Genomic DNA, 19119 nt, shown 5'->3' with positions numbered 1-19119 from the left:
GCTAGGCGATTGGCCTGATTTCAGGGGTTTGAGCGATGCAAAAAGACTTTCCGGGGCTGGATAGGTTCGACAGATCAATTCTGGCGATTCTGGCCGAGGACGGCCGGATCCCCATCGCCGATCTCGCGCGGCGTATCGGGCTTTCGAAATCCCCAACTCAAGCACGTGTGAAGAGACTTGAGGCTGATGGCATCATTACCGGATATCGTGCCTTGCTGGACCCCATTCGCCTTGGTTTGGACCACGTAGCCTTTGTCGAAGTCCGATTGACTGACACGCGCGAGAGAGCTTTAGCCGATTTCAACGCGGCCGTTCGTAAAGTGCCTGAGATCGAACAAGCCCATATGATTGCGTCGAATTTTGACTATCTTCTGAAAATTCGCACCGGGTCTATGTCGGAATACCGCGCGGTTTTGGCCGAAAAGATCTCATCATTGCCGCATGTCGCCAGCACTTCAACCTTTGTCGCGATGGAGGCTGTGAAAGAGACCGGGATGTCTGGGGCCTTGGATGCGATGGGTTGACGAACAGGTTGCACGCGTCACCATTGGCGCATGAAACGCTTTGCTTACGCCTCAATTTTCTATGCTGCGACCGTTTTTGCGGCCAATGCGCAAGACTGCCCTGTCGCGCCAGACCATTCCGCAGATGTATCGGCGGTTCTGGAACAGATACAAAGCGCTGAAACCGAACAGTCCGCTCGTGCACTGTCCGGTCAGTTATGGGAGTTCTGGACCGATGCCCCGGACGAAAGCGCGCAGGCTGTTCTGGATCGAGGCATGACACGCCGAAATGCGTGGGACCTGCTGGGCGCGATTGAAGATTTTGACAAGCTGGTCGCGTACTGCCCGTCCTACGCGGAAGGGTACAACCAACGCGCATTCGCCCACTACCTGCGCCAGGATTTTCAATCCGCGCTGCCTGACTTGGACAAGGCAATCGAGCTGTCTCCCAACCACGTCGCCGCGATCAGTGGCCGTGCGCTGACCCTGATGGGACTACAGCGCATGGACGAGGCGCGAGAAGCGTTGTCTCAGGCGTTGGAGCTGAACCCGTGGCTTTCAGAGCGCCATCTCATGGCACCGGGTGGGCCACTTGCCATACCGGGTGAGGACATTTGAAACAAAACGCCCCCGAAACCGCAAGGTCGGGGGCGTATAGGTTTTGTGGGGATTAGCCGACCAGACCGTTATCGGTACGTTTGATTGCTATAACCGACGACCGTGGCGTGCCGCCGTCCGGCCAATTGCTGCCGGGGTGCTGAATGCCGACAAACATGGTGCGCAGATCGCTGGACAAGGCGAGACCGGTAACCTCACAGCCGTTCGGGCCGGTCATGAAGCGCGCGATCTCGCCGGTGATCGGGTCACCAACCAGCATCTGGTTGTTGCCGTTGCCTGCGAAGTCTCCTTCATTGTCGTCATTGCCGTCCGTCTGGATCCAGATCAACCCGGTCGAGTCTATCACCATGCCATCGGGCGAGTTGAACAGGTTCCCTTCATTCACGTTTGCCGAGCCGGCGCGATCGTCCGAGTGAACCGTCGGATTGCCCGCCATCACGTACAGGTCCCAATCGAACCCTTCGGCGGCGTGGTCGTCATTTGCGGGGCGCCAGCGCACGATCTGACCGTACTTGTTGGCCTCGCGCGGGTTGGGGGCGTTGACCGAGGTGTCATCTCCACCGGCGTTAGCCTTCACGCCGCGGTTCTTGTTGTTGGTCAGACAGCAATACGCTTCTACCGCAACAGGGCTGGATGCGACCCATTCAGGGCGGTCCATGGTCGTGCCGCCGGCCTTGGACGCGGCCATACGGGTAAAGACTGCGATATCGGCTTCGTCCATCCCGGTGGTTTCCGGTGTCAGAGCCAGCCATTCGCCCTTCATGTCGTCGTTGAACTTGGCGACGTAGAGCGTGCCGACGTTCAGCAGGCCCTCGGTTTCACCTCCCGGTTGGTAGGTGCCGTTCGACACAAACTTGTACAGGTACTCGCCCCGCTCATCGTCGCCCATGTAGACAACAACACGACCATCTGCGGCCAGAGTGACCTCGGCATTCTCGTGCTTGAAACGGCCCAGACCGGTGTGCTTGACCGGCGTGCTGTCCGGGTTGGTTGGGTCGATTTCAACGATCCAGCCCGCACGGTGCGGCTCGTTCGGGTTTTTTGATGTATCGAAACGCGGATCGAACAGTTCGTACCCGTTCCAGCTTTCGGCCTTGATGCCATAGCGTTTGAAGCCGTCCGTGACCGTCTGGTCGTAGCTGGCGTTTTCATCGCTGGACCCAAAGTAGCCGTTAAAGTTTTCTTCGCAGGTCAGGTAGGTACCCCACGGAGTTTTACCCGCACCACAGTTGTTCATCGTACCTAGCGACGTAGTTCCGGTCGGATCAGCTTCAGTTTGCAGCAGGTCGTGACCAGCGGCGGGGCCTACGATCTTCATTGGCGTATTGTGGTGGATACGGCGGTTGAATGGGCTGTCTTTGACAACTGACCAGCCATCGGGGCTTTCGGTGATTTCCATCACGGTCACGCCCTGAATGTTCTGCAGTTTCAAAACGTCCTCGGCGCTGGCCGGAACACCTTCCTGAGCGGCGGGCATGTTGATCTTGCGGTTCGGATATTCGTGGTTGATCGCGATCAGCTCGTGACCCTGGAACGAGAAGGTCTCCATCCCGTCGGTGTTTTCGCCGAAGATGCGATCCGATTTCTCAATCGGGCCACCATCGGTGATGTCATAGCCGTCGGCATCGGAAAACAGCGGGTCGCCCCAGCGGGTCATAACCTTCCACTCATAGCCTTCCGGCACGTGAACGGTGCCGTCAGTCTGGGCAGCGATCGGCGTGAAGGCAAAGCGCGAGGCCGTAACAGCGTGTGCGGCAGTTGAGCCCAGCAGGCCCGTGCCCATTGCGGCGGCACCCGAGCCAAAGGCCACTACGCCAGCCAGAAACCCACGGCGCGAGATGGCGTTTTCGACGACGTGATCAAAATCGTTTTCCTCGGGGCGGGGGAAATGCAGCTCGTCCCAATCGTCGGCGGACAGGGTGGTGGTATCAACGTCTTTCATGAATGGCTCCTGGCTGTCTTAGAGTAGTCGATGAAAGGCATGTAGGGCGACTTTGTGACATGTTCTTAACAACATTATTAATGACTTCATTTGGCCCTCAAGAAAAAGCAATCGGCTGGCGAAAGCATACCAAAGCTTTCTGCCAGCCGCGCTTGTTATCTTGGTAAAATGTTGTTGTGACGATCAGGTTGTGTGATCCCAACAGTATGCCGGTTTAAGCCAGCCGCTGCCCTGCTTCATCAAAGCGATAAGCTTTCTCGGATGCATATCCGAATCGCAATTCTTGACCTTCTGCGATGGCATGTTGGCCAAACAAACGGGCTGTGACGTCGTGGTCCTGAACTTTGGCTATCACATTGGTGTCCCCGCCCAACTTTTCCACATGGCTGACACGCGCGGCAAGCGGGCCGTCATCTGACAGGAACAGGTCCTCGGGGCGAATTCCGATCGTGTTCTGACCGCTTTCTTGAACTAACGCTTCAGGCAGGAAGTTCATGGAAGGTGAGCCCAGGAACCCGGCGACGAATTGATTTGCGGGGTTGTTGTACAGTTCCATCGGGCTACCGATCTGCTCGACCCGACCATCGCGCAAAACAACGATCTTGTCGGCCAACGTCATGGCTTCGGTCTGGTCATGGGTGACGTAGATCATCGATGCATCCAAAGCACGGTGCAGATTGGCGATCTCGATCCGAGTGTTCATTCGCAGGGCGGCGTCCAGATTGGACAGCGGCTCATCAAACAGGAACAGTTTAGGTTCACGCACAATGGCGCGCCCGATGGCGACGCGCTGGCGCTGGCCACCTGACAGCTCGGACGGGTAACGGTCCAAATAGGGTTCAAGGTTCAGCATCCGGCTGGCTTTGGCGACACGGCCTTCGATTTCCGATTTGGGCTGCTTTTCCTGCTTCAGCGCAAGGGTCATATTGCCCCGAACGCTGAGGTGAGGGTAGAGCGCATAGCTTTGGAAAACCATCGCGATCCCACGCTTGGATGGTGGCACCAGATTGACTTGCTGCCCGCCAATGTTGATCTCACCTGACGATGCATCCTCTAGCCCTGCAATCACGCGCAGCAAGGTGGACTTGCCACAGCCCGACGGTCCGACAAAGACGACGAATTCGCCTTCTTCGACCTCCAGGGTGATGTCTTTCAGGACATGCACGTTGCCAAAGGACTTGTTCACATTGTTCAGCGTCAGGGCGGTCATGATGCGGGCTCCTCAAGGGAAACGGGCTGGCCGGTTCGGATACTTTGATCCGCAGCCAGACAAATGGCGAGCGATTGGACGGCGTCATTCATATGACGGGTCAGGTCGATATCTTCGGCGATGGCGCGCAGCATATAAGCCTGCTCAGCATCACAAAGGTCTTGATGGCCGGGTTCGTCCGGCATCTCGATCGTGTGGTCGCCTTGCGGTGTATGGACCAGCAAGCCGCCGACTTTGGTATGGCCGTCGATGTCGGCAGACGCACCCTTGTTTCCGTCGGTGATCGAGACCGACCCGTTGGGCGACACGATATCTTTCACAAAGAACGCGGTTTCCGACATCATCGGGCCCCATCCAGCCTCGTACCAGCCGACCGAACCGTCGTCGAAGACCACCTGAAACTGGCCGTAATTGTACATGTCCGGTGCAATTTCATCCGACAGGCGCAGGCCCATACCATGCACCCGGACGGGCAGCGCGTCGGTGATCTGGCACATCACGTCGACATAGTGCACGCCGCAATCGACAATGGGCGAAGTGGTCTGCATCAATGCCTTATGCGTTTCCCATTCCGCGCCCGACGACTGCTGGTTCAGGTTCAACCGGAACACATAGGGCCCGCCAAGATTGCGCGCCTCATCGATCAGCCGCATCCAAGAGGGGTGATGGCGCAGGATATATCCAACCACCAACTTACGATTCAGCCGGGTTGCTGTTTCGACCACACGCCGGGCGTCGGCGACATTAGTGGCCAGCGGTTTTTCAACAAACACATGTGCGCCAGCCTCCATAGCCGCGCAGGCGAAATCCGCGTGGCTATCAGAGTAGGTGGCGACCACGACCAGATCGGGTTTCGTTTCAGCCAGCGCGGTGTCGAAATCGGAATAGGCCGGATAATCGGTGAGATGTGGGTGATCCACACGGCCAGACCGGTTCACCAAACCAACGATCTGCGCGTCGGGGCGGTGATGGTGCGCCAGCGCGTGGCTCAAACCCATATTGCCGAGACCTGCAACCAGAACGCGGGTCATTTGACTGCTCCGGATGTGATGCCGCGGATCAGCTGTCGCGAGAAGATTACGTACAGGACAAGCACCGGCAGAATAGCCATCGACAGGGCCGACAGAACTGCGTTCCAATCGGTCACGAACTGGCCGATGAACACTTGGCTTCCCAGCGTCAGGGTCTTGGTTTCTTCGGCTGGGGCCAGGATCAACGGGAACCAAAGGTCGTTCCAGATCGGGATCATGTTGAACACGGCCACGGTCGCCATCGCGGGCCGGACCAGAGGCAGAACAAGGCGGAAGAATATCGTGTATTCGGACAAACCGTCGATGCGCCCGGCATTCTTCAGGTCATCGCTGACTTGTCGCATGAATTCGGACAGGATGAATACGGCCAGTGGTAACCCTTGAGCCGTATATACTAGGATCAGCGCCCAGAGCGAGTTTACCAGCCCGGTCGCCACCATCATCTCAAGGATTGCCACGGTGCCGATGCGGATTGGGATCATGATCCCCAGCGCCAGATACAGCCCCATGATCAGGTTGCCCTTGAACTGGTATTCCGACAACGCATAGGCGGCCATCGCGCCGAACAACAAGATAAAGGACAGAGATGCCACGGTGACAATCATCGAGTTCTGGAAATAGAGGAAGAAATCCCCCTGCTTCATCACCGTCTCATAGCCGATCATCGAGAAGCTGTCCGCATTGGGCAGGGCCAGTGGTTCACGAAAGATCGCGCGGCGGGATTTGAAGCTGTTAATCAGAATCACAAAGACCGGAAACAGCGCGATCAGTGTGTACAGGATCAGCGCGCCGTGCATCGCGACCATGTTGAGGGGGTTATGACGTGCTTTGTTCATCGCGTGGCCCTCACAATTGATACCGGCGCATCCGGGTCTGGATGCCGAACAGGTAGATACAGACACCCACAAGGATGATGGCGAACATCGCCCCGGCGATAGCCGAACCCATATGCGGGTCACCCAGTTGCAGCTGGAAGCCAAAGAATGTGCGGTACATGAAGGTACCAAGAATATCGGTCGAGAAATCCGGCCCCGCCAGCGCGCCTTGTGACGCGTAGATCAGATCGAAAGCGTTGAAATTCCCCACGAAGGTCAAGATCGAGATGATCCCGATCGAGGGCAGGATCAGCGGCAGTTTGATCTTCCAGAAGGCCGCAGTTCCGGTGATCCCGTCGATCTCTCCAGCCTCAAGGATTTCTTCCGGAATGGTCAACAAGGCGGCGTAGATCAACATCATCGGGATGCCGACAAACTGCCAGACCGAAATCAGCGCCAGTGTGGTCAGTGCATATTCCTCTTTTCCCAGCCACGGGGCGAACAGCGACTTGAGCCCGACGGCATCCAGCATAGACGGCGCAATGCCCCAGATCGGCGAGAGGATCAGCTTCCAGGCAAACCCGACAATCACAAAGCTCAGGATGGTGGGAATGAAGATCGCCGACCGATACAAGGCCGCAAACCGCAGGCGCGGGTGGCTGAGCAGGGCGGCCAGAGCAATCCCAATTGGGTTTTGAACCAGCATGTGGATCAGGAAGAACCAGAAGTTGTTGCCTAACGCATTCCAAAACTGTTCCGACCAGATCGGATCAAAGAACAGGGTTTGAAAGTTCTGCAATCCAACGAAGACGCGGCTCTGATCGACTTCGGAGTAAAGCGCCAGTCGCAATGTGTTGAACAGCGGGAAGATCATGACTGCCGTGTAGACAAGAACGGCCGGTGCAAGAAACACAAGGATATGCCAGCGGAAGCGGGGGCGGTTCATGGGACTGCTTTCAATGGGGTGTCGGGGATACCCGGGCGATCACCGCCGCCCGGGTATGTGTCAGATCAGCGCTTACTGGTGCGGAGCGTACCAGGAGGACAGGCCTTTTTGCAGGTCTGCGCCCAATTCCTCAGGGCTGTTTGCGCCTTTGATTGCAGCAACCGACGCGCCCCAGGTCTCGTTCTCTAAGTTCGGCGTGCCGCGCGACAGGATCTGGTATGTCGAACGGATGGTCGATTCACACTCATCACGCCAACCGACGAACTCCTTGGCCAGCGGGTCCTGCAGTTCGACTGGTGTGTTGGACAGCGGGAAGAAGCCCGGAACGGCGTTGCCAAAGATTTCGGCAAACTCGGGGCTTGCGACCCACGCTAGAAATGTTTCGGCCGCTTCGGGATGTTCGGTGGCGGCGTTCATGCCGATGCCGATATCTGTGTGGTCAGAGATATAGCAGGTGTCGCCTGCGCTTTGGACTGGCGGCTTGAATGCGCCCATTTCAAAGTCGGCTTGTGTGTTGAAGCCAGCGATTTCCCACGATCCGGCAGGGTAGATAGCGGCCCGCCCCAGAGTGAAGATGTTCTGGCTGTCGGGATAGGTCTGCGCCTCGTACCCGTCACCAAGATACTGTCCCCAACGTGCCAACGTTGCGTAGGGGGCGGTCCAGGCTTCGTCCGTCAGTTTCTGTTCGCCAGCGATCAGAGCCTGGCGACCTTCTTCACCTTTCCAATAGTTCGGGCCGATGTTGTTGTAGCCCATTGTGGCGGCTTCCCACTGATCGTTGGTGCCCATCGCCATTGGGATGTAAGTGCCGTCTTCCTTGATCTTGTCGAGGGCAGCAAAGAACTGGTCTTCGGTGGTCGGCACTTCAATGCCAAGCTCGGCAAATGCATCTTTGTTGTAGATGAAGCCGTGGATCACCGACGCCATCGGAACGCAGAAACTGGCCGAGCCGTCATCCGTCTGCCATGCCGATTTTGCCACGTCCGAGAAGTTGCTCATAGCGTCGACCGAGGACAGATCGGTCAGGTGCCCGGCCTCATAAAGTGCCAGCGACGCATCAAACGGACGGCACGTGATAAGATCACCGGCCGAACCTGCATCCAGTTTCGAGTTCAGCACAGCGTTGTATTCCGCCGGAGCTGACGGGGTGAACTGCAGTTTGATCCCAGGGTGTTTGGCTTCGAAGGCCGGGATGATCTGCTCCTGCCACAAGGTCAGGTCGTCATTGCGCCAGCTTTCGATGATCAGCGTGACGTCCTCGGCATAGGCGCTTGAAGCCATCAGGGTCGTGCCCAGTAAGGCCAGTTTCAGGCTATTGCGTTTCATTCGTGTTCTCCCAGTTGGTTAGCAGTTATTTATCTTGTTCCAGTGCGGATTTCAGAACCCCGTTGCTTGCGTTAAGAACAGCAGAGGCATCCTTGGGTGATATGCCACGTGCAGCGATTAGCACCGCCGGCTTCACGTCTCCGTTCGCGGCGTCCAGCGCGAGTTTTGCTTTTTCCGTATCAACATTGGCGATCCGCGCGACGATCCCCGTCGCCCGCGCGCGCAACTTGTCGTTGTCGGCGCGCAGGTTGACCATCATGCCGCCGTGAACATGGCCAAGTTGCAGTGCCATAAGTGACGACAGCATGTTCAGAGCGATTTTTTGAGCTGTTCCGGCACCCATACGCGTCGAACCCGAGATCAATTCCGGCGGCGTCGCCAAAAGAATTGGGATATCTGCGCTTTCCAGCAAAGGGCTGTCTGCGTTATTGGCAATTCCGATAACGGTTGCGCCAAATGACTGTGCGATATTGCTGGCGGTCAGGGTGTATGGCGTCGATCCGCTTGCGGACACTGCGATGATTGTATCCGTCGGTTGCAATGTCGAAAGCGCGTCTGCTAATCCGTCGGCTTCGTCTTCTGCGCCTCCGGGCATTTCGACACCGGTCGGCAGGCCGCCTGCCATATGTATACGGAGCTGGTTCGCGGGGATTGAAAAGGTGCCGCCCAGCTCTTGCGCGTCGGCAGCAGCCATCAACCCAGATGAGCCAGCCGCCACATAGTGTAAAACGCCGCCCGCGCGGATGGTCTGCGCCATGGCGTTGCCGCCCCGCGCGATCGCGTCCAATGCGCCCCGTGCCGAGGTCGCGGCTTCAATCTGACCCTCAACCAGCGCCCGAGCAGAAGCGACAGGGTCTTGTGGGTCCAGCTTGATGGCGTCTGGATGCAGTTGTTCGGTCGGCGGCAGCGTCAAAAGAATCCCCCTTTGCGGTTCCCAATACAATACCTATTCAATACCACTTGTCCATAAATTTATTTTTTCAGCGGAAATCAACGTATTCTGTATTAAAACAAAGAAAAGCTGCAGAAATCGGCCTATTTTGGCCTTCCTAAATTCAAATAGGTATTATAATGGTATTGTCATGACTGAGTCTCTGAGCAACGCTGTACTGGCCATAGATGGTGGCGGAACCCGATGCAGGGTTGCATGTGAAGTCGCTGGTATTGTCCATTCTGTTGAGACCGGGGCTGCCAATGTCTCGACAGATTTCGATGCGTCCGTCCAGCAGATGAAATCGGGGATTACGCAGATTGCGCAAACGCTTGCTGTAGATGTTCAGGACCTGACCCAGTTGCCCGCCTTTGTCGGATTGGCTGGCGTCACAGATGACCATATTGCCAGTCGCGTGCAGAGCGCGCTGGGCCTAACGCGGGCGCGCGTTTCAGATGACCGACCCGCCGCGCTTCGCGGTGCGCTTGGGTCTCAGGATGGACTGATCGCGCATTGTGGTACGGGGTCGTTTGTTGCTTCGCAGAAGGATCGGGTGATGCGGTTTGCAGGGGGCTGGGGGCCGATATTGGGGGATGAAGCGTCCGCGCAATGGGTTGGTCGTTTTGCATTGGCAGAAGCATTGAATTCCGTGGATGGCGTTCAGGCCTCTAGCGATCTGACACAGCAGTTGCTGAACGAACTTCGCGGTGCCGCCGGAATAGTCGAGTTTGCCGGACGGGCGACGCCGACAGAGTTCGGCGCGTTGGCCCCGATGGTTACCACTGCAGCAGTGTCCGGAGACGAGGTCGCCAAAAAAATTATGCAGGCCGGTGCTACTTACATTGCCGATTTGGCGGCACGTCTCGGATGGCAGCCAGAAGTCGCGATCTGCCTGACCGGCGGCATCTCTCCGCATTATGCGGACTATCTGCCTGCTGCCTTGCAGTCAGAGATACGCCCTCCATCGGGCGAGCCGTTGACCGGGGCGTTGGCTTTGGCGAAGGAGGTCTCGCATGAGTATTGCTGAATTCCTGCGCTCTGATCTTTGGCTGACCCCTGAAAATGGCCCCCGCTACGTGCAATTGCGGCGCAGGTTGCAAGAGGGGATCGATACGGGCGTCCTTGCGCCGAACTCATCGCTGCCATCGGAGCGGGAACTGGTTGAAATCACAGAACTATCCCGCGTGACCGTGCGCAAGGCGATTCAGGAGCTGGTGCAGGAAGGAGTGATCGAGCAGCGCCAAGGGTCTGGGTCCTTCATTCGGGAACGTGTTCAAAGGGTTGAACAATCGCTGAAACACCTGACCTCGTTCACCGAAGATATGTCGAGCCGAGGAATGGAGACGACCTCAAAGTGGTTGGAGCGCGGAGTATTTGCGCCAACCCCGGAAGAGGTCACTGCGCTGAATCTGTCAGAGGGTGAGCAGATATCTCGTATTTACCGCTTGCGCGAGGCGGACGGGCGTCCGTTGGCGCTGGAACGTGCTGCGCTGCCGTTGGATATCCTGCCGAACCCAATCGAAGTCACCACGTCTCTGTACGAAGTTCTTGAAGGTCTGGGGCGCCGCCCGGTGCGCGCGGTGCAAAAGATATCAGCTCTCAATCTTGCTGCGCGAGAGGCAGACCTGCTGGAGGTGCCCGAAGGTGCGGCGGGGCTGAACATCGAGCGTATCTCATTTTTGAAAAACGGGCGGGTCGCAGAGATGACGCGGTCGCTCTATCGCGGCGACGCTTATGACTTTGTCGCTGAATTGCGCCTATAGCCGGAAGGACCGGGATCAAATGTCCGAAAAGAACTCGAAAATGCGTCAGGAAATCCTGGAAATCCCTGATGCCGTCGACAGATTGCTCAGCACGGGGGCAGACAATATCCGAGCAGCTGCGCAAAGTGTAAGGGATACGGATCCGCGGTTTTTGATCTCGGTCGCGCGAGGATCATCCGACCATGCCTGCAGCTATTTGAAATACGCCAGCGAACTGCTTTTGGGGTTGCCGGTTGCCTCAGTAGGGCCCTCCGTCAGTTCAATTTACGGGGTGGACCTTAGCGCAAAAGGATCTGTCTGCCTGTCCATCTCACAATCCGGCCAAAGCCCGGATATCGTTGGCCTCACAGGGTCTTTGCGAAACTCTGGCGCACTGACAATTGCGGTGACCAACAACTCGGAATCGCGCCTGGCCGAAGTGGCGGATGCGGTTCTGCCACTGCACGCGGGACCGGAACTGAGCGTCGCAGCAACCAAGACATTTGTGACTTCGTTGGTGTCCGGTCTATGGCTGCTGGCCGAGGTCAAAGAGGATGCTGAATTGATCGGGGCGATCCAATCCTTGCCCGAATATCTGGCGCGGGCGGCACATTGTGATTGGTCGGCTGCAGCCGAAACAATCACCGGGCGCTCGTTGTTTACACTTGGCCGCGGTCCTTCTTGTGCGATCTCTGACGAAGCTGCATTGAAGATCAAAGAGACCTGCCAAATTCACGCCGAAAGCTATTCAGCGGCCGAAGTGCTGCATGGTCCGGTTTCGATTGTCGAAGAAGGGTTTCCGGTGATTTCGTTCGCGGCCAATGATGCAGCCGAACAGGCGACTGCCGATGCGGCTGATGCCTTGGCCGAAAAAGGTGCTGCGGTTTTTGCGACGACCACCAAAGTATCGCGTGCGCAGGCTCTGCCAGTGGTTCGAACGGATCATTGGATCACCGACCCAATAACGGCGATTACGTCTTTCTACAGCATGGTAGAGGCCGTCGCCAGTGCGCGGGGGATCGACCCGGACGCACCGCGGCACCTTAAAAAAGTGACCGAAACGGTATGACAGAACGCAAGGTGATCTTTCGAAACGGGCCGATTTTCGACGGCAGCCGGTTGTTAAACGACCACGCGATTGTTTTTCGCGAGGGGCGCGTGGGTGAAGTTTTCCCCGACGCTGAGGTGACCGAAGAAAAGGACGTTGTAGATCTGAACGGCGATATCCTCAGCCCCGGTTTTGTGGATCTGCAGGTCAATGGCGGCGATGGCGTTATGTTCAACGATGATCCGTCGGTCGAAACGATCCGCAGAATTGCCGGCGCCCATCGCCGATTGGGTGTGATTTCGCTGCTGCCCACTCTGATCACCGACGAACCCGCCAAAACCCGCGCAGCAATAGATGCGACGATCGAGGCGGTACGTGAACAGGTGCCGGGCGTTGCAGGGCTGCATTTGGAAGGGCCGCATTTGTCGGTCGCGCGGAAAGGGGCGCACGACGGTAATTTGATAAGGCCGATGGAAGCGGCGGATTTGAATACGCTGATAGAAGCGGCTAATGCACTTCCCTGCCTGAAGGTAACTGTCGCCCCCGAAGCTGTGTCCGAGCAGCAGGTCCGCGCCATGAGCGACGTTGGTATCCTTATTTCGCTCGGGCACAGCGATGCGGATTTTGCGACTTGCCAGCGGTATGCTGCCGCCGGTGCGCGTTGCGTAACCCATCTGTTCAACGCGATGAGCCAGCTGGGCAATCGTGAACCCGGCCTCGTCGGCGCAGCGCTGGCCAGCGGAACGCTGTCTGCAGGGCTGATTGCCGACGGTGTCCATGTGCACCCCGCCGCGATGCGCGCTGCCTGGGCTGCGAAAACTGCGCCGAGTCAAATCTTTCTGGTCAGCGATGCGATGGCTGTGGCGGGTACGGATCAAACCGAATTCACCCTTGAAGGCCGCAAAATCACGCGAACCGAAGGCAGGTTGACACTGGCGGACGGAACGCTGGCCGGCGCGGACCTGGACCTGACGACCGCCGTTGGCTTGTTGGTCAAACAAGTAGGTGTGCCGTTGCAGGACGCACTGGCGGCGGCCACTTCTTATCCGGCTCAGCTGATCGGGTTGGCCCCGCCAACGGCCTTAGAATACGGTTCGGTGATCCGGATATCTGCCGATTTCAGCCGTTGCGAATGGCTGCCCCCGCAGTCTTGAGTTTGTCTTTAACTGCCAGAACGACTGTCTTCTGGATGCAGACTATCGCCTGTCAATTTTTGTCGACGAATTTGAAATCGGGCTTCGAACTGCGCTTGACGACATCTGACGCATCGCTTAAATCGACTAGCGCTGAGCGGGCGTCGTATACTGGCTATTACCTCAGCCTTCCAAGCAGATGTTATATGTTTCCCAGGCATTCCTGCAGCTGCCAAACTATTCATAATATGTATTTATTTGATTTCTGCTCCTTCCTTGAGTTTCCCTGAGTTTTAATTCATTTCCGACAAAAAACTGACAAAATGCCAAAACTCACAGAGACCTTCGCCCGCAAGGTTCCACAGACAAAAAAGGGCACTGCCAAGCACTGGGATAACGAGGTCAAAGGGCTCGTTCTGTTCGTCGGCAAGCAGTCCAAAACCTGGTACTTCCAGAAAGATGTTGGAGGGCAAACCCGGCGGGTTTTGATCGGGCGGTGCCCACTGATCTCTGCGGACGTCGCACGACAAACTGCATTGGGTTTTGCGTTGGACTGGGGCAGGGGAGCAGGCAGGCAGCTGCAGATTGGAGCTCCCACTCTTGAGACAGCTATGGAGACTTATCTGGCACGTCCAAAGCTTCGGTCTGAGGCCCACCGGTCCGGGTTGCGACAGCAGTTCGAGCTTCATTTGAAAGATTGGCTACGCCTGCCGCTGGATGAGATCACAAAATCCATGGTGGTTCAGCGCCATGGGTCAATGGCCGCGACACCGTCCTCCGCAAATCACACTTTGAAGTACTTTCGGACAGTCTGGAACCATGCGCGGCGGGTACATGATCTGCCGGAAAGCCCAACGATGGCCATAGAGTGGTATGCGGAACAACCAAATGGCTCGACAATTGAGGATTTGAACGCATGGCGCGAGGCCGTTGATGAGCTCTACAACCCGATCCATAGGGTATTCTACAAATTACTCTTGTTCACAGGCTTTCGCAAAACTGAGGCACTGACGCTCGAATGGAAGAACGTGCAGGAAGATCACATACATTTGCCGATGACCAAGAACGGGCGCAGTTTTGATCTCCCCATATCGCAAGTGCATCACGAGATACTTGCTCCTTTACGGGGCCTTCATCGCCAATGGGTCTTCCCCTCTCCGAAGTCACCGAGTGGCCATTTGAAGGGGCCCCAGCGTATGCAATGGTCCATTCAATCCCATCGTCGGACATTCGCGACGGTCGCCATGGAGGCTGGAATATTGGAAGAGATTGTAGGACGCCTTCTCAATCACACGCCGCTATCAATCACCGGTCAGCGCTACGTGAAGCCGTCGCTGAAAGCCCTCACACCAGCGATGGATACTGTGTGTCGGGAATTGGCCCGCAGAACAAGGTGGAACGCGGTGGATTGTAATGTCTAAGCGGGATTGGATTTGGCCTGTCGATTCCGACTTACCTGAATTGGATATGCCAGATCCAGAGGAGTTTGATAGTGGGCCCAGCGAATTCAATATGGAGTTAATTCGCCTCCTGAGAAAGCACTTTGACAAGTACGAACGCGTTGATGACGAAAGCTATAGCTGGGTGGCCCATTACCTAAATTTCGACCAAGCTCATGAACTAGACGTGTTCTGGTCATCTAAAGAGGTGCTGGAAGACCTCGCTAGGCTCAAAACACGCTTAAACGAAGCAGGAGAAATCTTAGATCGGCTTCCTGCGCCCGTCAGTGATGCGTTTCGCATCGGCGCATTTAACAGGAGTGGTTTGCGCAATCAAAACAAAGTGGCTGATATTCGTAACGTCTGGTTTAACGATGCAATTGAAGAAACACCACATTGGAAGGCAATGATGGCCAAAGTAGAGTTCTTCAAAAGACTTCGCTACTATATTGAATTGATTAAAGATGCTGAAACTGCTGCTGCTCAGGGCGAGCCGGCCGGGAAGAAGGCAATTGAAGCTTGGCGCTTAGTCTCGGCTTGTGTCGGGCTTTGTGAGCGTCACCCAGACACAATCCGAGTTCCTAAAGCGATGAATGAAGCGGGTCCGTTCTATCGATTCCTGTGCGATATGTTCGAGGTGTTTGGTATTGAAGAGCTTCCAACGTCGGCATTTAGAGGCTGGAAAAAACATGTGGGTCGTTAGAAGGGTTCTTTCTTTCTGACGACCCATGACGAAAGCGCCACCTACGCCTTTTTTGTTCCTAGACATACTTAAAGGAGCAAGGCGATGCAGGCGCACTATCTGACAACACAAGAAGCTGCTCGATACACCGGAATAAGCCAAAGCTATCTCGCAAAACTGCGCATGGGTATCGGTAGCGTTGCGGGACCGAGGTTTATTCGGATCGGTTTACGATCCATCCGGTACAAGCGCTCTGAACTCGACGCGTGGATGACTTCGCGAAGCGAAGGTGTCGGGGGAGAGGGCTAATGGCTCGAACGGCTCCATTTACGAAACTTCGTTACCATTGGAAGAGGCGAATTCAAAGTTCAGCTTATCTGGCACCACGAACCAAGCACTTTGCAATGTTCGTCTGCGATCAGTTTGTGTCAAAAGCGAATGGTTGCTTCTGGGCCAGAAATACAACGCTCGCCAGCGCGTTTGGCGTTCATGAGCGCAGCATTCAGCGTTATCTTCGGGAACTCGAAGGGTGCGGTTGGATCACGCGTGTTCGTCGGCGCGGTGTTCGTCGCACATTTCAGATCAGCGTGCCACGTGATGCCGAACGCGACACTGAACCTGACATTGATATACGCCAAAGGGCGACAGACCTGTACTGGAAAGGCGACAACATTGTCGCGCACAATAAGAACATAGGAAAGAACATAGAAATCAAGCTCAGTGCGACAGGTCGTGGTGCATATCATTGGTTCGACGAAAGTGACGCATCTGCTCTTCGTGAATGGGAAGCGTTCGTAGCTGCCAAGACCGCCTTCAATTTTGAGGCGTTGGCGCAATTGCTGAGAAAGGATGGTTCTATTGCTTTGCCGGCACGTTTTCCAAAATCTGAAGAAGCAGATCGGTATGTTCGGTGCTTTGGCGAAGTCGTTCTCAGCAAAGGACAGAGCATTGGTACTGCACCGTCGCCAACTCGATGAAGGTCTCCTTGGGGGGCATCAAAAGTCTTAGGGCTAAAAGCTAGGGACCGGTGGGGGTAGTCAGATTTGTTCGCGTGAAACTTTTAAGGGGGGGTACGACGAATTGTGCACTTAGGGCTGTAAACAGACTTTTTCTGCACCGTTCATAGAGCTCCGAAAAGGGGAGCAGAACAGACATTAAACTATCGCTGAACGTTCGCGCCGCGGACTTTCCGACCGCTTACTCCACGTACGCGAATGCATGCTTCCGCTAGCTTTCAATGGAAAAAACAAGCTTGTATCACAACTTAATAGCCGTCGGAAGGGCACACCAATTGCAGACGGCTTTGTAGCACAAATCGGTTGAGGTCGACAGACCCCCTTTATCCTGCGGACTTATCCCACGAGCTCTGTGGCAGGTATGCAAAGGGCGGTGTAACGGTTGAGGACGGCGACGCGGAATTGGATTTCCGCTACCTGCCGATCAATGTCTCGCGCCATCAGCGATTGGCCCATCAGTTTCTTACAGTGCACCTCTCTCTCAACGCGGCTTAGGCGGTGATACTCGCTCCACCGTTGCCAGATAGCGCGGCCAAGGTATCGAGATGCATTGATCGTCTCATTTCGGGCAATGGCACCGGCAATTGCGGGATTCCATGCCTTGGCGTTCTTGCGTGGCGGGATGATGGCGTGGCCATTGCGGGCGGCAAGCGCGTCGTGGCATTTGCGCGTGTCGCATGCCTCGTCTGCGGTCACTGCCCCAATGTTGTGACCTGGAGGGATATGATCAAGCAACTCGGCAGCATTGGCGGGTCTCCGACGTTGCCTGTGGTAACTTCAACGACGCACACTTCCAGCGTTTCCTCGTCGATGCCTATGCGTATTCTACGCCAAATGGACCGCTTGAGGCTACCATGCTTGCGGGCATTCTATTCTCCTTCGTCCTCGGATTTGATGCCGGTAATGTCGATCAGCAGATGCAGCGGGCCGCTTCCCACCACGATACGGAAGGCTCACGTTCAGCGTTCTTTTTACAGCGGCACAGGGTACTGAAATCAGGCACGGCACTGTCCAAGCCACCCAGCCGCAGGAGACCGCCTACGAAGCCCGTGGTTTGCCTCATCGTCATCTCGACAAAACCTTCAGGGTCAGACACGCTTGGATTGCGGAGTCGCTGAAACTCTGGTGACGGCCGCGCTTGCCTGAAGTTGGCGATGTCCAATACATCTCAGGATCAAACCAGATCGAGAGCGATCCTCGTTCTTTCAATGCGGTATTGTACGAAGGCTTTTCCCGGCTTTGTGCTTCGTCCGGGCCCAACTGGTCGTACCTCTCAGCTATCATTCTGGATTCATGAAGTGAATCCTTCAGTCCATTTGTGCAGCAAAGCAGCTTGGCACCGGAATTGGCGGCCTGTCAGTTGGGAAAGAATCAGGAACCTGGCCATTCGGATTCCGGTAAGGAATCAGTCAAATTTGCGACAAAGAATCGACCAAGCTGCCAAATTTTACAATCCTGGCGTGTATTTCTCCGTGGTTTGGAGGATGCGGTGCCCTGATGGCGGGACGTAAGCTTGTGGAAGGCTCCGTCGGTATGGAGGGGGTTAGAACGCCGCGAATTTGGGCGGCATCCATGAGTAGCTAGTGAGTTAACTAGGAGAGTAAGATGTTGAAGCTTTATGTAATGATGAAGACCATGGCACGTGACGAAAACGGCGCGACCATCGTGGAATATGGCGTTGCCCTGACAATCGTCACGGCGATTGCAGTTGCTACCCTGACAGCGTTGGGCAACGACGTTAACGGTCAGTTCACAGACGCTGAAACCCTGATGTAATGACCTGACGGAAGACAAAGCACGCGGTGCGCTCAGCCCCGCGTGCTTATCGTCCCGGAATATTTTCTTGATCCGCTGGCAAAGTGCAACCACTCAGATCGGTTCATTCGATAAACGCCAAAAAAAGCTGAAGGAGCACCAGATGAGACTCTCTGCCATTTTCACAGCATTGACGGGCCTGGTCGTAGCCGGAGGGTCGGTTTACGTCGCTCGGGATTACATTCAATTCGATACTCAGTCCGCAAATGTCGAGGCCGAGAGCGAGATGGTGAGCGTGGTCGTTGCGTCGCGCGATATTTCGTTTGGCGAAGAAATCGAGCCAGGCGCGCTGACGACCATTGACTGGCCCCGCGGTGCTGTACCCGTGGGAGTCTTTACAGATTATGACGACCTGATTGCGGCGGCTAGCATGCCGTCCCGTCGCGCTCGTCGCGCAATTACTCAGGGTGAACTGATCCTGAACAGCAAGGTTTCCGACTTTGGTGAAAAGGTCACCATCGTTCAGACGCTGGGCGCAGATCATCGCGCCATGGCCATTGAGGTTGACGCTGAAACCGCCGTTGGGGGTTTTGTTACCCCGGGTGATCGGGTCGATGTGGTGATGACCACTGGCGAAAAAAGAGACATGCACGCCGTCACCATTTTGCAAAATATCAGGGTCATCGGTGTTGATCAGGAATCTGATGAACAGACCGACCAACCCGTTGTTGCTCGCACGGTCACCGTCGCCGTTACCCCGGATCAAGTTCAGCGCCTTGCTCTGGCGCAACGTGCCGGTCGGCTGAGCCTGACCTTGCGGTCCATTGATGACACCGAGGACAAGACGCTGACCATGACTCGACTGAACGATCTTCTGATTGATGAACCAGCCGTCGCGCGGGACATCAAAGAACCGGTTCGCAAAACGATTATTCGGGTCCGCCGCGGCACCGAAGTGACAGAATCCATCATCAACTGAATC

At 56.0% G+C, this 19119-nt stretch carries 19 protein-coding genes and 1 pseudogene; 12 read left to right on the top strand and 8 right to left on the bottom strand.

The genetic code is table 11. The features are described 5' to 3' along the window. Positions 1 to 35 precede the first annotated feature (35 nt). Positions 36 to 524: an Lrp/AsnC family transcriptional regulator gene (locus tag AC2FI9_RS16025; RefSeq protein WP_496769002.1), complete on the top strand. Its 489-nt coding sequence runs from the start codon at positions 36 to 38 to the stop codon at positions 522 to 524. Positions 525 to 554: 30 nt separating this feature from the next. Beyond that, positions 555 to 1121 carry a tetratricopeptide repeat protein gene (locus AC2FI9_RS16020; protein ID WP_282151724.1) on the top strand — a complete coding sequence of 189 codons (567 nt, stop codon included), beginning with the start codon at positions 555 to 557 and terminating at the stop codon, positions 1119 to 1121. Positions 1122 to 1173: 52 nt separating this feature from the next. Here AC2FI9_RS16020 and AC2FI9_RS16015 read toward each other — a convergent pair whose 3' ends face one another. From AC2FI9_RS16015 to AC2FI9_RS15985, 7 genes are all read right to left on the bottom strand, one after another. Next, positions 1174 to 3063, bottom strand: coding sequence for a PhoX family protein (locus tag AC2FI9_RS16015; RefSeq protein WP_496769000.1), 1890 nt, complete (start codon positions 3061 to 3063; stop codon positions 1174 to 1176). A gap of 214 nt (positions 3064 to 3277) precedes the next feature. Beyond that, complete coding sequence (locus AC2FI9_RS16010; protein ID WP_058275591.1) at positions 3278 to 4273, bottom strand: ABC transporter ATP-binding protein; 996 nt, start codon at positions 4271 to 4273, stop codon at positions 3278 to 3280. Then, positions 4270 to 5304, bottom strand: coding sequence for a Gfo/Idh/MocA family protein (locus AC2FI9_RS16005; RefSeq protein WP_496768998.1), 1035 nt, complete (start codon positions 5302 to 5304; stop codon positions 4270 to 4272). Before AC2FI9_RS16005 ends, AC2FI9_RS16010 begins: the two co-directional genes overlap by 4 nt. Further along, positions 5301 to 6140 carry a carbohydrate ABC transporter permease gene (locus AC2FI9_RS16000; protein WP_058275926.1) on the bottom strand — a complete coding sequence of 280 codons (840 nt, stop codon included), beginning with the start codon at positions 6138 to 6140 and terminating at the stop codon, positions 5301 to 5303. Before AC2FI9_RS16000 ends, AC2FI9_RS16005 begins: the two co-directional genes overlap by 4 nt. A 10-nt stretch (positions 6141 to 6150) precedes the next feature. Next, entirely contained in the window at positions 6151 to 7065 is a 915-nt protein-coding gene (locus tag AC2FI9_RS15995; protein WP_496768996.1) for a carbohydrate ABC transporter permease, read from the bottom strand. Positions 7066 to 7137: 72 nt separating this feature from the next. Further along, entirely contained in the window at positions 7138 to 8391 is a 1254-nt protein-coding gene (locus AC2FI9_RS15990) for an ABC transporter substrate-binding protein (protein ID WP_496768994.1), read from the bottom strand. Between the two features lie 25 nt (positions 8392 to 8416). Beyond that, positions 8417 to 9304, bottom strand: a complete 888-nt coding sequence (locus AC2FI9_RS15985) for an N-acetylmuramic acid 6-phosphate etherase (RefSeq protein ID WP_496733988.1) — start codon at positions 9302 to 9304, stop codon at positions 8417 to 8419. Positions 9305 to 9473: 169 nt separating this feature from the next. On the opposite strand from AC2FI9_RS15985, the gene AC2FI9_RS15980 reads away from it, so the two are divergent. The 8 genes from AC2FI9_RS15980 to AC2FI9_RS15945 all read left to right on the top strand — a co-directional run bounded on the left by AC2FI9_RS15980 (position 9474) and on the right by AC2FI9_RS15945 (position 16343). Beyond that, entirely contained in the window at positions 9474 to 10349 is an 876-nt protein-coding gene (locus AC2FI9_RS15980) for a glucosamine kinase nucleotide-binding domain-containing protein (RefSeq protein WP_496724130.1), read from the top strand. After that, the gene (locus tag AC2FI9_RS15975) at positions 10336 to 11085 is read left to right on the top strand and encodes a GntR family transcriptional regulator (protein ID WP_496724132.1); all 750 of its coding nucleotides are present in this window, start codon (positions 10336 to 10338) and stop codon (positions 11083 to 11085) included. The genes AC2FI9_RS15980 and AC2FI9_RS15975 overlap by 14 nt, the downstream gene beginning before the upstream one ends. 19 nt (positions 11086 to 11104) lie before the next feature. Then, the gene (locus tag AC2FI9_RS15970) at positions 11105 to 12133 is read left to right on the top strand and encodes an SIS domain-containing protein (protein ID WP_496768992.1); all 1029 of its coding nucleotides are present in this window, start codon (positions 11105 to 11107) and stop codon (positions 12131 to 12133) included. Further along, complete coding sequence (gene nagA / locus AC2FI9_RS15965) at positions 12130 to 13266, top strand: N-acetylglucosamine-6-phosphate deacetylase (protein ID WP_496768990.1); 1137 nt, start codon at positions 12130 to 12132, stop codon at positions 13264 to 13266. The genes AC2FI9_RS15970 and nagA overlap by 4 nt, the downstream gene beginning before the upstream one ends. Before the next feature lie 302 nt (positions 13267 to 13568). Then, positions 13569 to 14666 (top strand): tyrosine-type recombinase/integrase, encoded by a 1098-nt coding sequence (locus tag AC2FI9_RS15960; protein WP_496768989.1) that lies wholly within the window; start codon positions 13569 to 13571, stop codon positions 14664 to 14666. Then, positions 14659 to 15387, top strand: coding sequence for a hypothetical protein (locus AC2FI9_RS15955; protein WP_496768986.1), 729 nt, complete (start codon positions 14659 to 14661; stop codon positions 15385 to 15387). Before AC2FI9_RS15960 ends, AC2FI9_RS15955 begins: the two co-directional genes overlap by 8 nt. Before the next feature lie 84 nt (positions 15388 to 15471). Continuing rightward, a complete protein-coding gene (locus tag AC2FI9_RS15950) occupies positions 15472 to 15675 on the top strand; it encodes a helix-turn-helix transcriptional regulator (protein WP_496768983.1) in 204 nt (67 codons plus the stop codon). Next, positions 15675 to 16343: a helix-turn-helix domain-containing protein gene (locus AC2FI9_RS15945; RefSeq protein WP_496768981.1), complete on the top strand. Its 669-nt coding sequence runs from the start codon at positions 15675 to 15677 to the stop codon at positions 16341 to 16343. Before AC2FI9_RS15950 ends, AC2FI9_RS15945 begins: the two co-directional genes overlap by 1 nt. A gap of 375 nt (positions 16344 to 16718) precedes the next feature. Here the strand turns inward: AC2FI9_RS15945 and AC2FI9_RS15940 are convergent. After that, positions 16719 to 17659 (bottom strand): annotated as a pseudogene (locus AC2FI9_RS15940) (IS5 family transposase). A 328-nt stretch (positions 17660 to 17987) separates the two neighbouring features. Between AC2FI9_RS15940 and AC2FI9_RS15935 the strand changes: the two are divergent. Beyond that, positions 17988 to 18158: a Flp family type IVb pilin gene (locus tag AC2FI9_RS15935; protein WP_170558866.1), complete on the top strand. Its 171-nt coding sequence runs from the start codon at positions 17988 to 17990 to the stop codon at positions 18156 to 18158. 142 nt (positions 18159 to 18300) lie between these two features. Next, positions 18301 to 19116 (top strand): Flp pilus assembly protein CpaB, encoded by an 816-nt coding sequence (gene cpaB, locus AC2FI9_RS15930; protein ID WP_170558864.1) that lies wholly within the window; start codon positions 18301 to 18303, stop codon positions 19114 to 19116. Positions 19117 to 19119: the final 3 nt, after the last annotated feature.

The sequence above is a fragment of the Ruegeria sp. CDSA246 genome, from assembly GCF_059611225.1.
Note: the sequence above shows the minus strand (reverse complement) of the source record. Positions and strands in the feature narration are given on the sequence as shown.

What these genes read in the sequence shown, in the direction of transcription:
- AC2FI9_RS16010 (WP_058275591.1), bottom strand. Translation starts at nt 4,273, where the DNA reads ATGACCGCCCTGACGCTGAACAATGTGAACAAGTCCTTTGGCAACGTG.
- AC2FI9_RS16025 (WP_496769002.1), top strand. Translation starts at nt 36, where the DNA reads ATGCAAAAAGACTTTCCGGGGCTGGATAGGTTCGACAGATCAATTCTG.
- AC2FI9_RS16000 (WP_058275926.1), bottom strand. Translation starts at nt 6,140, where the DNA reads ATGAACAAAGCACGTCATAACCCCCTCAACATGGTCGCGATGCACGGC.
- AC2FI9_RS16020 (WP_282151724.1), top strand. Translation starts at nt 555, where the DNA reads ATGAAACGCTTTGCTTACGCCTCAATTTTCTATGCTGCGACCGTTTTT.
- AC2FI9_RS15995 (WP_496768996.1), bottom strand. Translation starts at nt 7,065, where the DNA reads ATGAACCGCCCCCGCTTCCGCTGGCATATCCTTGTGTTTCTTGCACCG.
- nagA (WP_496768990.1), top strand. Translation starts at nt 12,130, where the DNA reads ATGACAGAACGCAAGGTGATCTTTCGAAACGGGCCGATTTTCGACGGC.
- AC2FI9_RS15970 (WP_496768992.1), top strand. Translation starts at nt 11,105, where the DNA reads ATGTCCGAAAAGAACTCGAAAATGCGTCAGGAAATCCTGGAAATCCCT.
- AC2FI9_RS15990 (WP_496768994.1), bottom strand. Translation starts at nt 8,391, where the DNA reads ATGAAACGCAATAGCCTGAAACTGGCCTTACTGGGCACGACCCTGATG.
- AC2FI9_RS16005 (WP_496768998.1), bottom strand. Translation starts at nt 5,304, where the DNA reads ATGACCCGCGTTCTGGTTGCAGGTCTCGGCAATATGGGTTTGAGCCAC.
- AC2FI9_RS15955 (WP_496768986.1), top strand. Translation starts at nt 14,659, where the DNA reads ATGTCTAAGCGGGATTGGATTTGGCCTGTCGATTCCGACTTACCTGAA.
- cpaB (WP_170558864.1), top strand. Translation starts at nt 18,301, where the DNA reads ATGAGACTCTCTGCCATTTTCACAGCATTGACGGGCCTGGTCGTAGCC.
- AC2FI9_RS15960 (WP_496768989.1), top strand. Translation starts at nt 13,569, where the DNA reads ATGCCAAAACTCACAGAGACCTTCGCCCGCAAGGTTCCACAGACAAAA.
- AC2FI9_RS15950 (WP_496768983.1), top strand. Translation starts at nt 15,472, where the DNA reads ATGCAGGCGCACTATCTGACAACACAAGAAGCTGCTCGATACACCGGA.
- AC2FI9_RS15975 (WP_496724132.1), top strand. Translation starts at nt 10,336, where the DNA reads ATGAGTATTGCTGAATTCCTGCGCTCTGATCTTTGGCTGACCCCTGAA.
- AC2FI9_RS15935 (WP_170558866.1), top strand. Translation starts at nt 17,988, where the DNA reads ATGTTGAAGCTTTATGTAATGATGAAGACCATGGCACGTGACGAAAAC.
- AC2FI9_RS15980 (WP_496724130.1), top strand. Translation starts at nt 9,474, where the DNA reads ATGACTGAGTCTCTGAGCAACGCTGTACTGGCCATAGATGGTGGCGGA.
- AC2FI9_RS15945 (WP_496768981.1), top strand. Translation starts at nt 15,675, where the DNA reads ATGGCTCGAACGGCTCCATTTACGAAACTTCGTTACCATTGGAAGAGG.
- AC2FI9_RS16015 (WP_496769000.1), bottom strand. Translation starts at nt 3,063, where the DNA reads ATGAAAGACGTTGATACCACCACCCTGTCCGCCGACGATTGGGACGAG.